The 13,910-nt window shown below is 39.0% G+C and carries 12 protein-coding genes; 3 read left to right on the top strand and 9 right to left on the bottom strand.

The features are described from left to right. Positions 1-307: 307 nt before the first annotated feature. Together BQ5903_RS01515 and BQ5903_RS01510 are read left to right on the top strand one after the other, a co-directional pair. Complete coding sequence (locus BQ5903_RS01515) at positions 308-1,246, top strand: LysR family transcriptional regulator (RefSeq protein ID WP_079578546.1); 939 nt, start codon at positions 308-310, stop codon at positions 1,244-1,246. Positions 1,247-1,720: 474 nt separating this feature from the next. Next, positions 1,721-1,984 (top strand): hypothetical protein, encoded by a 264-nt coding sequence (locus tag BQ5903_RS01510; protein ID WP_056971282.1) that lies wholly within the window; start codon positions 1,721-1,723, stop codon positions 1,982-1,984. 160 nt (positions 1,985-2,144) lie between these two features. On the opposite strand, the gene BQ5903_RS01505 is transcribed toward BQ5903_RS01510, so the two are convergent. The 9 genes from BQ5903_RS01505 to BQ5903_RS01470 all read right to left on the bottom strand — a co-directional run bounded on the left by BQ5903_RS01505 (position 2,145) and on the right by BQ5903_RS01470 (position 13,070). Next, complete coding sequence (locus BQ5903_RS01505) at positions 2,145-3,932, bottom strand: ABC transporter ATP-binding protein (protein ID WP_079578544.1); 1,788 nt, start codon at positions 3,930-3,932, stop codon at positions 2,145-2,147. Next, positions 3,932-5,683 (bottom strand): ABC transporter ATP-binding protein, encoded by a 1,752-nt coding sequence (locus BQ5903_RS01500; protein ID WP_079578542.1) that lies wholly within the window; start codon positions 5,681-5,683, stop codon positions 3,932-3,934. The genes BQ5903_RS01505 and BQ5903_RS01500 overlap by 1 nt, the downstream gene beginning before the upstream one ends. Positions 5,684-5,826: 143 nt before the next feature. Further along, complete coding sequence (locus tag BQ5903_RS01495; RefSeq protein WP_231920893.1) at positions 5,827-6,972, bottom strand: MFS transporter; 1,146 nt, start codon at positions 6,970-6,972, stop codon at positions 5,827-5,829. Between the two features lie 2 nt (positions 6,973-6,974). Beyond that, positions 6,975-7,118, bottom strand: coding sequence for a hypothetical protein (locus BQ5903_RS12140; RefSeq protein WP_231920892.1), 144 nt, complete (start codon positions 7,116-7,118; stop codon positions 6,975-6,977). Between the two features lie 101 nt (positions 7,119-7,219). After that, positions 7,220-9,031 carry an oligopeptide ABC transporter substrate-binding protein gene (locus BQ5903_RS01490; protein WP_079578540.1) on the bottom strand — a complete coding sequence of 604 codons (1,812 nt, stop codon included), beginning with the start codon at positions 9,029-9,031 and terminating at the stop codon, positions 7,220-7,222. A 141-nt stretch (positions 9,032-9,172) separates the two neighbouring features. After that, positions 9,173-10,114 (bottom strand): ABC transporter permease, encoded by a 942-nt coding sequence (locus BQ5903_RS01485; protein ID WP_079578537.1) that lies wholly within the window; start codon positions 10,112-10,114, stop codon positions 9,173-9,175. A 15-nt stretch (positions 10,115-10,129) separates the two neighbouring features. Beyond that, positions 10,130-11,086 (bottom strand): ABC transporter permease, encoded by a 957-nt coding sequence (locus BQ5903_RS01480; RefSeq protein ID WP_056971277.1) that lies wholly within the window; start codon positions 11,084-11,086, stop codon positions 10,130-10,132. After that, the gene (locus tag BQ5903_RS01475) at positions 11,086-12,057 is read right to left on the bottom strand and encodes an ABC transporter ATP-binding protein (RefSeq protein WP_079578535.1); all 972 of its coding nucleotides are present in this window, start codon (positions 12,055-12,057) and stop codon (positions 11,086-11,088) included. Before BQ5903_RS01475 ends, BQ5903_RS01480 begins: the two co-directional genes overlap by 1 nt. Next, positions 12,054-13,070, bottom strand: coding sequence for an ABC transporter ATP-binding protein (locus BQ5903_RS01470; protein ID WP_079578533.1), 1,017 nt, complete (start codon positions 13,068-13,070; stop codon positions 12,054-12,056). The genes BQ5903_RS01475 and BQ5903_RS01470 overlap by 4 nt, the downstream gene beginning before the upstream one ends. A 306-nt stretch (positions 13,071-13,376) precedes the next feature. Between BQ5903_RS01470 and BQ5903_RS01465 the strand changes: the two genes are divergently transcribed. Continuing rightward, a complete protein-coding gene (locus tag BQ5903_RS01465) occupies positions 13,377-13,784 on the top strand; it encodes an acyl-CoA thioesterase (RefSeq protein WP_079578531.1) in 408 nt (135 codons plus the stop codon). Positions 13,785-13,910: the final 126 nt, after the last annotated feature.

The raw sequence follows: 13,910 nt of genomic DNA, 5'->3' as shown, positions 1-13,910 counted from the left end.
TATTCAAAACCTGCTTTTTTCTAATATCCGACAAACTTCACATTGATTGCTCGTTTTAAGCCAAAATAAATGTGAATTATTTCTTATTTTTTGTCAGATATTCGTCTAAAAAGAAAACAAAACCCATCTTCCTCTAACACAATCTAAAAATGTTAGCGCTGTCTATATTGCTAAATAAAGATTTAGAGAAACCTTAAATCAGCTACCTAACAGTACAACTTTAGTTTAACTAACAGGGTTGTATTTGTGAAGTGTTTATTTTACTATTGAATTATAACAAAAATGTTATTACAAAGGAGTGCTCATTATGCCTGCTAAAGATCCTGCTTTAACACTGCAATATCTAGACACGTTACTCAGGTACGGCAACTTCACAAAAGCTGCTCAGCAACTATATATCTCCCAAACCTATCTCACCCAATTAGTAAAAAGAAAAGAAAGGGAGCTTAATGTTGAACTTATCAACCGTCACAGTGCACACTTGCAGTTGACCGAAGCGGGCAAATTATATTATCAATATTTGGAAAAAATCAACCAAGAAAAAGTTGATTTTCACCAAAAACTAACTCAATACAATAATAATAATGAAGTCACTATCAAAGTCGGTGTTTTACCGTCAATGGGCTCATTTATCCTACCGTTATTCGTACCCAATTTTATGCAGGACTATCCTAATGTCACACTCACTTTGGACGAAGGCCTTCCTTCGATCAGCGAAAAGAAAGTTCAAAATGGCGAGATCGACTTTTACGTGGGACAAAGCCCAGAAACAGTTTCCCCCAATCTTAAAACGATCACAACGGGACATGAGCAGTACTTTATCTTGATCCCGAGTAGCTCTAAATTCTATGATGAACGTTTTAAACTGATCGATCCGCGTTCACTTTCTTTGCCTGAGCTCTTGGCCGAACCATTAGTTTTGAGCAAAACGGGCTCAGCTATCCGTCATCAAGTAGATGGCTTGTTGCAAAAAAATAAGGTCAAACCAGATATTAGATTAGAGAGTCAAAATATTGAACTTATCGCGGGTATGGCTGCTGTGGGTTTAGGGACCACGATCATTCCGCAAAGCGTTGTTTCTCATTTAACAAATGGCAAATACAACCTTTATCCATTAGAAGAAGCAGATCTGACATTAAGATACTTTATTGCCTATCCTGTCCAAAAAGAACTGTCACAAATTGAGCAAACTTTTGTCGATACTTTTGCCACCATCAGTCAACGAACGCAGCAGATCGAAAAGTAAATCGTTGGAAATAAAAATGTCCGAATATATTTGTCGCAGTCGATAATACAAATAAAAAAACCGCTCATGTTCTCATTTTAACTGAATAACGACAAAAAAACGGCAGCTTGCCATCTTGATAATAAAAATACTTATACTTTAATTTGCAATATCTTCCTTATAAAGGAGCGAAGATCGGTCTCATAGCGCTGCGATATAGGTGTCGACAAAACGATAGTCGAATTGCCATGTATCTTCATTTAATAAACTCAATGTATTTCTAACATTCAGCTACAGTTTTTCTTATATTTCACCCCTTTACGAAACAGTTACAATGTATTATTCTTGTAATTAGTCACTATTTGACTTACTATTCATAATTAACTTTTCTTTTAGTTGACCATGAATAACAATATTTGCTTCCTAGCAAAACAAATATAATTTTTGTCGTTTATGTTTTTGCCGCAGATCAAACGGCTATAAGGAGAGAGTTTAATGGATGAAAAAAAAGAAGACGTACCGCCGAGGTTACTAGATGACTTCGCTGACTATTGTCTCTACCTTTCATCAAACAATGTGATCGAGCAAAGATTCAGCATGGAACACTTTGTGAATTCTGGTCTGACAGATCGTTCATTTTCTCTAGACCAATTACAGGTCAAGCAATTAGAGAACTTGGTAGCTCGTCATAAGTCCAGTGACCATTTCCAAGCTAAAATTATAAAAAATGAGATCGAACACCGTTTTCTAAAGAACTAGATAAAGCCCGGTTTCGATCACTTAGTTTCAGTTGAATATTTTAACTAGCCAGAGCTTGTTTAGGTCAAGCTGTGGCTTTTTTCACTGCTTTAACTTTATCCTAAACAAAAGACAAGCTAAGCGGACCTTCCTCTTAGTTTGCCTTTTTAAATCTATTTATTTAATGAGCCGCGTTTTGTTTCTTGATCATATCATAATACATGCCGCGACTTTTCAACAGCTCATCATTTGTACCACGTTCTACTATGCGACCCTGACTCAATACCAAGATCTGATCAGCATTTTGAATCGTAGATAGTCTGTGAGCAATGGCGATCGTTGTCCGCCCTTGCTGGATCTTATCTAATCCTTCTTGAATCATCTTTTCTGTCTCGGTATCAATATTAGAAGTTGCTTCGTCTAAAATCAAAATTTTTGGGTCAGTTGCAACTGTTCTGGCGAAGGCGATCAACTGTTTTTGTCCCGTAGAATAACTAGCACCACGCTCAATGACTTTTGCATCATACTTACCAGGCAGATTCAAAATAAACTGATCGGCATTAACAAACTTCGCGGCTTTTTTGACCTGCTCATCTGTGATCTGTTCATTGAACATTCTAATATTAGACTTGACCGTTCCGTAAAACATATACGGTTCTTGCAAGACCAGGCCGATCTTAGCTCGCAATTCTTCTAAGGGATAATCGCGGATATCGCGATCATCGATCAAGATCTCCCCCGTGCCAAATTCGTAAAATCTCATTAACACATTGATAATAGAAGTTTTACCACTGCCCGTTTGTCCGACCAACGCGATCGTTTCACCAGGATGAGCAATAAATGAAACATCTTTTAAGATAGTATGTTTGCCATCATAGGAAAAAGTCACATGGCGAAATTCAATTTTTCCAAACTGGAGAGTTGCTGAAGCACCTTCATTTTGTGATGGTGCTAAAGTCTCATCGTCCATGATCCGCAAAACACGGGAACCAGCAACGATCCCATCCTGAAAATCACTGAAAAATTCCATTACTTCTGACAAGGGATTATAGAAGTTTTCCAAATAAGTAACAAAAGCATACACAACACCAGCGGCCACATATGCATGTAACCCACGAACACCAAAAATCCCTAAGATCACGGCTGTTCCAAGTGAATAAAACAGGTTAACTATCGGGCTGAGCAATAAGGAATTGACGCGGATCATTGCTTTACGTGTTTGATAATATTGACTGTTAACATCTTCAAATTCCCGGTTGACCCGACGTTCCTGCCTAAAATCCTGAATAACTGTCACACCTGTGATCGATTCAGCCAACTTATTATTTAGAATACTTAATTTTTCCCGCATTTGACGGTAAACTCGAGAACTATACTTTTGGTAATACCAAATAGTGACAGCCAAAAAAGGCATGAAAACCAAAAGCCATAAAGCAATCGTCCTATCAGTAGTAAACATTGCAATAAAAGCCGAGACCATCGCAAAAACCGCGACGATCAGACTGCTAAATAGCTGCCAAAAATTTTGGAAAGCCATTGTGTCATTAGTCAAGCGAGACAAGATCGAGCCGCTGGACACTTGATCAAAATAGCGCATCCCTAAAGTGTGCAATTTTTTGAACAAAATCTTCCGTGTATCCTCTAGCATATATTCGGCACCCATACTATACAAGTATGTCTGTCCAAACTGTGTCAAGGCCTTAAAAACCATGCCAAAGAAATATAAACCGGCAAAAAGCCAAATGATCGACTCACTTGCTTTCCCAAATGCCAAATATTTATCCATAAAACGCTGAATAATTTTTGGCAGCAAAATATTGATCACACTAACAAATGCCGCAAAAATAATAGAAAAGTAGAAGTACCATTTAAAAGGCTTAGCAAAGCGGAACAGTCGTTTGATGATCGTTAACTGCTCTTTCCATGGAATACTGTGCGCCCACACTGATTCATGCTGTTCATTATCCATTAAATGGCACCTCCCTTTTCTTCAGTTTCTAGAGCTTGCAAACGGAATGTCTCGGCATACCAGCCATTTTGCTGCATCAATTCAGCATGCGTGCCTCTTTCAATGATCTGACCATCATCCATCACTAAAATCTCATCTGCATTCATCACTGAACTTAATCGGTGTGAAGCGATGATCGTCGTCTTATCTTCCCGCTCCCTACGTAAAGTCTGTAAGATCTCCGTTTCAGTTTCAGCATCTACAGCTGACAATGCGTCATCCAAGATCAACAGTTCGGGATCGATCAGTAAAGCACGAGCGATCGCGATCCTTTGTCTTTGTCCGCCAGAAAGAGAGATCCCTTCTTCGCCGACTTGGGTATCATAACCCTTAGGAAAGGTTGATATTTGATCCGCTAAATCGCTTTTAACTGCTGCTTTTTCGACTTCTTTTTGTGAAGCTTCTGGGCGGGCAAAACGGATATTTTCCCTGACCGTATTGGAAAACAAATATGTTTCTTGTGGTACATAGCCTATCGAAGGGATCAAAGCATCTAATTGATAATCTCGAATATCTATACCGTCAAAATAAATCGTGCCCTGGTAATCATCAAATTGCCGCAATAATAGCCGAATAACAGAACTCTTACCTGAACCGACTGGACCAACCAGCCCTAAAGTACCGCCTTTTTTGATCGTAAAGTGTATATTATGCAAGTTTTCTTGTTGTTCATCAGGAAACTTAAAAGAGTCTATTGCATATTCTAAATCTCCATGCGGTTCCTGTCCGACTCCATCTTGTTTATCTAAGATCCCGCTTTTTTTATTCAAAATGTTATCGATCCGATCATAACTAGCATTTCCGCGTTCCAAGGTATTGAACAGCATCCCGATAGCAAACATTGGCCAGACCAGCATGGAAAGGTAAGAAACAAATGAGACTAAAGAACCTAGTGTGATCGTATTAGAGATCACCAAATGACCACCATAAACGATCGTTAAGACATATGAAACTGCCATGATCATTGTAGTGATTGGATCAAACAATGCATCTAGCTTGTTAACACGACGATTGATCTTGATCGTATCATCAACTTGGCCATTAAACTCATCAATATCGTCTTGCTCCTGACCAAAACTTTTAATAACTTTAACGCCGCTGATACTCTCTTGTGCCTTATTATTAAGTCGAGAAAATGCTGCCTGAGATTTTTTAAAAGCATTATGCATTTTCTTACCTAATACACGCGCCATTACAGCTAAAAACGGAAAAGGCAAAATAGCGATCAAAGTGAAACGCCAGTTAACAACGGTCATCATGGCGATCAAAGTCGTACCACCAGTGATGATCGAATCTGCAAACTGCAAGATCCCTCCCCCAGCCACACGCTGGATCGCAGAAAGATCATTTGTGGCATGGGCCATTAAGTCACCTGTTCGATAGTGCTGAAAAAACTCTGTATCCATTTGCATATAGTGCCAAAAAAGTCGTTCACGCAAGACAGCTTCAAGTTTAGCAGACTCACCCCAAATTGCATTTCGCCAAATATAACGTGCAAAATATTGGGCTACCGAAACGACTGCTAATGTCACCAGCAAAAAAACCAATGTATTGACCGTCAACTTTCCACGATGGATCAGGTCCACCAAACGACCGATGATCCACGGAGGCACTATGCCAAGCAAGGCCGTAAACAATAAGCCCACAATACCTGTTGAATATGTTTTCCACTCACGTTTAAAATACCAGCCTAGCTTAAGAAAAATTCCCAAAGTTTATCGCCTCCCACTCTATTTATTTTACCGCTAAAACGTAACCATATTATCTTTTATAACACAACGCATACCAAAACACTAACCAAGCGCTTAAACCTTTTAAGGACTGCTTCAAGTAATACCTTATAGCCGAGGCTTGATCATTTTTCTGCATACTTTTCTTCGTTCTTGATCCCTTTCATGACTAGAGGTGTCATGATCATTGTATAAAACAGCATCACTGTACCATTGATAATAAAGACGAAACCTCCGTTGCCAGAATTTTGAAAAATAAATGTAAAAAATAAGACTCCTAGCGGATTTACCGCTGTATTAGCGACCATCAAAAGACTGGAAACTCGTCCGAGCAGCTTCGTAGGAACTGTTGTTTGTAATCGAACATTACATGTGATATTGAGTATTGTGATCGTAACCCCAATACAAAACATGACCAAGCTCCCTATGACACCCACGCCTTTAACAGTAAACGGTGCCAGCAAACCTAAGCCTAATATACCAAACTCAAATCCCAATAAAAGCAGCGGTACTAAAAGTTTTGTCTTCAAATTATAATTTTTCGAAAAAAAGCCCATCAATAAACTGGCCGCCAACATTCCAAAAGAAAAAGCACTATTGAGATAACCAACTATTGTATTGCCCAAATCCAGTTGATTTTTAAGGATAAAGGGCAAGCCAATACTTAAAGCTGTAAACAAAAAATTGACGACCACCGCTACTAAAATGATCCCAACTAGTAAAAGCCGGCCTTGCACATAAGCTAAACCCTGTTTAAAGCCTGCCATCTGAGATTTGAAAGATTGGCTTGAGGTATAAGTTTGTTTATCTAACGTTTTATAGTGGAAGTGCATCGTCTGCAAAATTAAAAAACTTAAACCAGTTGCAGTTATCTCAACATAAATGAAAATAGTGAAATTGGTAGCCGAATACAAAGCTGCTCCAAGCGCAGGAGATAAGATCAAAGCTAACGAAGAGGCACCCTGCACTAATGAACTCAAGCGAGAAATTTTACCATTATTGACCAGTTCATGGACAGAAGCTGTATAGGCAGCATTGTTAAAATTTACTGAGATCGCATTTATTATCAAATACAAAATAACAGGAAACAATTTACCTCTACCGTTAAAAAAACTGCTCGTGGCAGCAAAAATCACCAAAGTAACTAAGCGGATACTAATGCTCCAGTTCAAAATAGTTTTATGCCGGTAACGGTCAACAATATTCCCGACTGGGATCAAGCAAAAAATTCCCACAATTGGAGTGATCATCATATCGATCCCAAAACTCAAGGCTAGATGGGTCTCATCAAACCCATACCAAAAGCAAACATATCTCCGCTCAGCGTGCCAATAAAACTGCTGGAAATGTCTTTTGCAATTTGCCAATTTGATTCTTTATCTGTGATCTGAATAGCTCTGATCCCCTCTTCATCCAAAAAACCACTCCTTAGTATGTATAAGAAAAGCTCCGATCTTTTTTTGACCAGAGCCTTTCTTTGCGGTATTTGTCTTTGGTTGTTACTAAAATTAGCTAATATTATTTAAGTTTTGCAGAAGTTAATGATAAATCTTTCCAGAAATCAATTGTATGGGATGGACTCACGTCATAACCTTTAACTCTCTTGTTAACTGGTCCCCATTGATAACTATTATCTGAAGCAACGTAAGCAGCTTGATCATTCATATATTCTTGCCATTCTTTAAACTTATCTTTACGGTAAGAATCGTTCCAAGCCTTTTCACTGTTCATATCATTCATTAACTGAGTATTTTTCTTGCTGACAAAGTGCCCCATGTTAAATGGCGCATCTTCACCATATAACTGTGTCGGTGTTGGCTCAGAAGAAGTACTCCAAGCAGCGGAATAAATATCGACCTTGTTTTGCTTAGGCTTTTGAATAGTATCGTAGAAACTATTCATTTCCATTTCTTTACCGCCAGCCATCTTAACGTTCAAACCAACTTTATGCCACCGTTGCAAGTAATCCTCATATGTTGCGTGGCTTGTAGCGCTGCCTTGCATAGCGCCAAAATGGATCACAAGCGGTTTGCCGTTTGGCTGTGTCCGCCATTTGCCTTTTTTCTTATAACCAGCATCATCTAACAACTTATTAGCTTTTTTCTGATCATATGGGAAGCCTTTAGCGGAAGTATCAGCATATTTATCAAATACTGGTGGGATCAAAGTCTTAGCCCGCCATTTGATACCATTACCAAATTTCTTATTAATAGCATCTTCATCGATCGCATACATCATTGCCTGACGCAAACTCTTATTAGCCATCTTGGAATTCTTATCCATTACGTTCTTTTGCAGCTCGGTATCATATTCCCCAACGTTAAAGCCAAAGTAATTGTAACTTAAAGCCGGCAAGCCAACCATCTGATAGTTTTTCAACTTTTTCAAATTCTTGTAGCTTTGCCCACGCATAACACCAGCTGGTGTAGTAAAGTCATATTTCTTTGTTTGAATAGCCTTATCGATACTATTAGAGGAAACCACGTTGATCGTAACGTGCTTGATTTTAGGCGCTTTACCCCAATAATATTTATTAGGAGACCATGAAGTTGATTCCCCATCAACCAATTTGTCTAACTTATATGGACCTACAAAAATTGGCTTTTTACGAACTTGATCTGATGCAGCTAATTTGTCGATCGGAATGCCCTTATAATAATGGTAAGGAGCTGCTGTTGACCAAACAAACGAATTACCAGAAAATTTCATACTTGGCGAAAGTGAATTATATTGAATAACTACTTTCTTACCGTCCTCGCCATCAGGATATGTAAAGCCTGAAATGGTATCCGCTTTACCTTTATGGAAGTCCGCCATCCCTTTGATCCGTTCAAAATCAGAAGAATACTGAGAAGAAGTAGATTTAGGTCCGCCAATAATTTCATAAGGATACTCAACATCACGTGCTACGACTGGTTGTCCATCAGACCACTTAGCATTTTTCCTGATCGTAATGGTTACGGTATTCTTCTTACGGTCTAGTTTTTGATCAGCTAAACCGCCATCAACGATCTTATAATTATCGTCTGTTTTAAATAAAGTGCCACTGCCACCTGGCTCAAAAACGTTTGAGTCTTCTTGATTGTCGGCCAAAGTTGGTTCTGAAACTCCCTTAAAAGGCGAATCATTCGGTTCTGCAACTTTCAAAGTGCTTTTTTCATTGGCACTTTTGTTTGCCTTATCTGGATTTTTATAAACCGCCGAAAGTTTTGCCTTGCCGCTATCATTTGATGAGGCTGATTTTTTATTACCTCCGCCACAGGCAGCCAAACTCAAAGCGATCACGATCGCTGCTGACGAAACGGCCCATTTCTTTTTCGTCTTATTCATATACTTCCCCCACTTCATATTTTCTTAAAGATCCGCCAACTACATCCAACCACAAACTATAAAATTTTGATCTTGTCAATGAGATGCACCACCTCCTTAAATAAAGTCGGTAATAATTTTCTTCTAAACACCCTATTTAACTCACTCTGCTCTTCTTTGCGAAGAATTTGCTGCTCTGCTTACCACTTGTCCTATATAACTGATGGATAAACATAAAATAATTATCTCGACAGCTGCTGGTAACCATGTCCACCAATACTGCGTAATGTTATTTGGATCGTTGGCATTTGCTATCAGCGTCCCCAGCGATGGTGTTTTAGGCGGTAGTCCAAAGCCTAAGTATGACAATCCCGTTTCTACCCCGATATTCTCTGCAAAAGATAAAGTCGTATCAACAATGATCAACGAAGAAATATTGGGCATGATCTCTTTAAAAATAATTTTTAGTGAACTAGTCCCCGATGTGATCGAGGCCGCAACATAATCCTTCTTTGTTTCCGCCAAAGTCCGCGATCGAATCAGTCTCGAAGTCCCCATCCAGTAAAATATTGAAAAGATAAAAGTCAGTGAAATCGAATTATAGTTGTCGATGATCGTTACTAAAACAATGATCATCATGGTCATTGGCAACATCATCATAAAATCATAAACACGTTGCATCCCCCAATCGATGTAGCCGCCGAAATACCCAGAAATCAGCCCCCATGCGATCCCAAAAGTCGAAGAGATCAGAGTCAAACCAATTGCGATCCCGATCGAATTTCTGGAACCAACGATCAGCTGTAAACCAATCGAGCGCCCGTTAGCATCAGCACCTAACAAAAAGTTGTCTTGCAAAGGGGGAGTCAAATACGCCATGATGTTCGTTGTCATCATCTTTTCGCTATTAATGAATAGCGGCGCGATCATTACAAACAAAATGAAACCTACTACAATGATCAAAGCAATCAAGGCTGGTCGGTCAGCTTTGAATTCGTTCCATAAGATCTTAGTCGACGACGGCGCAGCTTCTTTCTTAGCTTCAGCAGTCAGCCTTGCTAATTCTTCTGCTGAAATGTCTGCTGTTTTAGTGTTTGTTGCCATATTATTCCTCCTTTCTTATTCGATCCTGATCCGTGGGTCTACTATCCCCAAAATAATGTCTGACAAAAGTGTTCCCAACAAGTTCATAACCCCAAATAAAAGGACAAGTGCGGTGATGACCGTGTAATCTCGGTAATTGATCGAATCAATAAACAACATACCCATGCCGGGATAAGAGAAGATCGTTTCAGTAAAGATCGATCCATTCAGCAAGCCTGTGATCGAGTACCCTCCAAAAGCCGCGATCGGCAATAAAGAATTACGGAAAATATGGTGCCGATAAATGTCTTTTTCTGGAACACCCTTGGAACGTGCTGTTCGCACATAATCTGAACGTTTAGCATCGATCACTTCAGAGCGCATATACTGCACAATATTAACGGTGCCAAATAAAGCACCTAACAGTCCTGGCAATAGGATGTGGAAGAAACGCGAGCTCAACATTCCAAGTCCTTTAGCGGTCGGCGCCACCGAACCTGTAGTTGGAAACCAATTTAAAACATAGCCGAAGATCCACAAACCGATTACTAAAATAACAAAAAAAGGAATACAATACGTGACGTATGTATATACACGGATCACAGTATCAGGCAGTTTGCCTTCATGCTTGCCGGCATAAAGTCCTAACGGCAAAGCGATCAAGTAAGTCAGGACCATAGTAAAAGCGGATAACCATAAGGTATTGATCGCACGTTCACCAATCAGATTAGAGACAGCTTCATGGTACTGATAGCTTTGCCCTAAATCACCATGGAAAAGATGGACTATCCAGTTCCAGTATTGCTGATACCACGGGTCGTACAGACCGTTAAGCTCCTTTAAATGCTGGATCTGTGCGGCACTAGACCGGGGATTGATAGACCCTGTAAAAGGATCACCTGGCATTGCTTTAGCTAACAGAAAAACTAAAATACTTAGTAAAATGATCTCGGGGATCATAATCAAGATCCGCCGCAAAATTGTTTTCCACATTAGGTATCCCTCCTTTTTTGCCCTGTCAATTCGGCTAACTTATCCTGCGGTAAAGCTGCAAAATGAGTCGGTGAAACTTGGACAAGAGGGTAGGCCAAACCATCTTCATCGTAGTATTGCTTAGCTTTTTCTTGATAAACCTTCTCAATTTTCAAACGATTTTCCATGCGTTCATCCCTTTTAGAAACATCGACTTCAGGGATGGCTGCCAGCAAACGCTTGGTATAGATATGTAATGGATCATCATAAATGTCTTCACGAGTACCAACTTCTACCAAACGTCCCTTGTTCATGATCGCAATATTTTGACACATGTGACGCACAACACCAAGATCATGGGAAATAAATAAATAAGAGATCCCAAATTCACGTTGAATTTTCTTCATAAAGTTTAAAACCTGTGCTTGAACTGACAGATCCAGCGCCGAAACCGGTTCATCAGCTACGATCAATTGCGGGTTAGTCGCAACGGCACGAGCGATCCCGATCCGTTGCCTTTGTCCACCAGAAAATTGATGCGGGTATTTATAAAGTGAATCAGGACTTAGTCCAACTGTTTCCAGTAATTGCAATACACGGATCTTTTCATCTTCGGCAGATAATTTTTGAAAATTCCGTAACGGTTCTGCGATAATATCCAATACTCTTTTCCGCGGATTCAAGCTAGAAAGAGAATCCTGAAAAATCATTTGGACATTTTGGTTATAATTGTGTTTTTTTCGGGCACTTTTTTTGGTAATATCCACTCCGTTATATTTGATCAACCCGGAAGTGATCTGTTCTAATCCAACAACTGATTTACCAGTGGTCGATTTACCCGAACCTGATTCACCAACTAATCCGTAAGTCTCACCAGCTTCAATATCAAAGCTGATACCATCGACCGCCCTGACAACATCTGTCACGCGATTCCAAAAGCCTGAACGGATAGGATAATGAACTGTTAAATCTCTAATTTCAATTAAGCTCATACATCTTTGACCTCCAAACTTTTAAAATAAAAATCCTTATAGCATGTACACCGCACCTCGTGTCCAGCAGAAATTTCATGCATGGTCGGTTCTTTCTCATGAGCGCTTGCGGGGATCCATGTGATCCGTGGCGCAAACTTATCGCCTGCTTGCGGCATCTTTTCGATCGAAGGTACACTGCCTTGGATCACATAAAGATCATCATTTAAAACATCCATATCCCCTTGTGGCATTGACCTTAATAAAGATCTAGTATAAGGATGACGCGGGTCACCAAAAACTTGTTCAGTTGTACCACATTCAACAACTTCTCCAGCATACATGACCGCAACTTCATCGGCCGTTTCTGCCACTACCCCCAAATCATGAGTGATCAAAATAATCCCAGCATGATTTTCTTTTTGAATATCTCGTAAAACATCTAATATCTGCGCTTGAATCGTCACATCTAAAGCAGTTGTCGGTTCGTCAGCAATGATCAGATCAGGCTTACAAGCGATTGCTATGGCAATGATCACTCTTTGACGCATCCCCCCGGATAGTTCATGAGGAAACTGCCGAGCAGTTCGTTTAGGTTCATCGATCCCAACTTGCTCTAATAATTGGAGCGCCCTATTATGTTTTTCCTCCGTCGACATTTTAGTGTGGTAGTCTAGAACTTCACTAATTTGATCTTCGATTTTTTTCAGAGGATTTAAGGCAGACAATGGATCCTGGAATATCATGCCGATCTTTGCTCCGCGAACATCATTTAACTGTGAATCGGACATCTTTAAAAGATCCTGTCCTTCAAAAAACGCCTCGCCGGAAATTTTTGTAGTCTTCATATCGTGTAACCCCACCACAGTCGTCGCTAAAGTACTTTTACCGCAACCCGATTCTCCAACAATAGCTAAAATTTCGTCTTTCTTTACTTTGAGGTCAACATGAGAAACTGCATTATAATATTGTCCCTCAATTTTAAACGCTGTTGAAACATTATTTAGTTCAAGCAACGTATTTTCTTCGTCCAAATTACTCGCCTCACAGTCGTATAATGTCGATTTATTGTTTTTAACTGGTTTTATTATAATTGTGTAAAATTATATTAAATTATGATGTATTTTTCAACACCTAAAACTAATTAATTTTTAATTTTTAGATTTTGCTATCACATTGGAGTTCCACCATTTACAAGCTCAACTACAATTTAGATTAAATGTTTTTAGTAATATTGTTCAAAATATATTTGTCGATCTTTAAATTTGAATGAGAAAAAATCTTAGTCTGTTTTTAATGGTAAAATGGCATAATAGAGTACTAGAAAGGAACGATGTCGTATTAAACCTTATTTTCACAAAGTACAGTATTATGAAACAGATCAAATGCAGATCACTAACCACACAAATTACATCCGTTTCATGGAAGAAGCACGTTCAGACTACCTTGAACAAATTGGCTGGCCCTATGATAAATTGGAAGAGGCAGAGGTTATTTCTCCTGTAGTAAATGTAAATTGTAAGTATAAAAAAACAACTAGTTATCCTGACCTTATAAAAATTACAACTACTATCAGTAAAATTAGCCGTGTCAAATTAACTCTCAATTACACAATGAAAGTTGCTGATGAACTTGTCTGTTCAGCTGAAAGTTCTCACTGTTTCTTAGATGGAAATGGTAAAATTATAGATCTTAAAACAAAAATGCCTGAATTCTATGCGGCACTACAAGAACTAAACCAAAAATAATCATCTTTATATAAGAGATCTTTTATGCAGCCTTTTCAGCGCACTTATAGAAACTTCATGCAGAAACTCCGGTGGACCTCTTTTTAATTAATAACTAAAGGTTGAAAGTTAATTTTTAGTGCCTTT

It is taken from the genome of Ligilactobacillus acidipiscis (assembly GCF_900116935.1).
Taxonomy (GTDB): domain Bacteria; phylum Bacillota; class Bacilli; order Lactobacillales; family Lactobacillaceae; genus Ligilactobacillus; species Ligilactobacillus acidipiscis.
This window is presented reverse-complemented; position numbering and strand designations above follow the sequence as displayed.

Bases quoted from the DNA above. Each gene is read 5' to 3' on its own strand.
- BQ5903_RS01515 (WP_079578546.1), top strand. From the start codon at position 308: ATGCCTGCTAAAGATCCTGCTTTAACACTGCAATATCTAGACACGTTA.
- BQ5903_RS01475 (WP_079578535.1), bottom strand. From the start codon at position 12,057: ATGAGCTTAATTGAAATTAGAGATTTAACAGTTCATTATCCTATCCGT.
- BQ5903_RS01510 (WP_056971282.1), top strand. From the start codon at position 1,721: ATGGATGAAAAAAAAGAAGACGTACCGCCGAGGTTACTAGATGACTTC.
- BQ5903_RS01490 (WP_079578540.1), bottom strand. From the start codon at position 9,031: ATGAATAAGACGAAAAAGAAATGGGCCGTTTCGTCAGCAGCGATCGTG.
- BQ5903_RS01505 (WP_079578544.1), bottom strand. From the start codon at position 3,932: ATGGATAATGAACAGCATGAATCAGTGTGGGCGCACAGTATTCCATGG.
- BQ5903_RS01485 (WP_079578537.1), bottom strand. From the start codon at position 10,114: ATGGCAACAAACACTAAAACAGCAGACATTTCAGCAGAAGAATTAGCA.
- BQ5903_RS01480 (WP_056971277.1), bottom strand. From the start codon at position 11,086: ATGTGGAAAACAATTTTGCGGCGGATCTTGATTATGATCCCCGAGATC.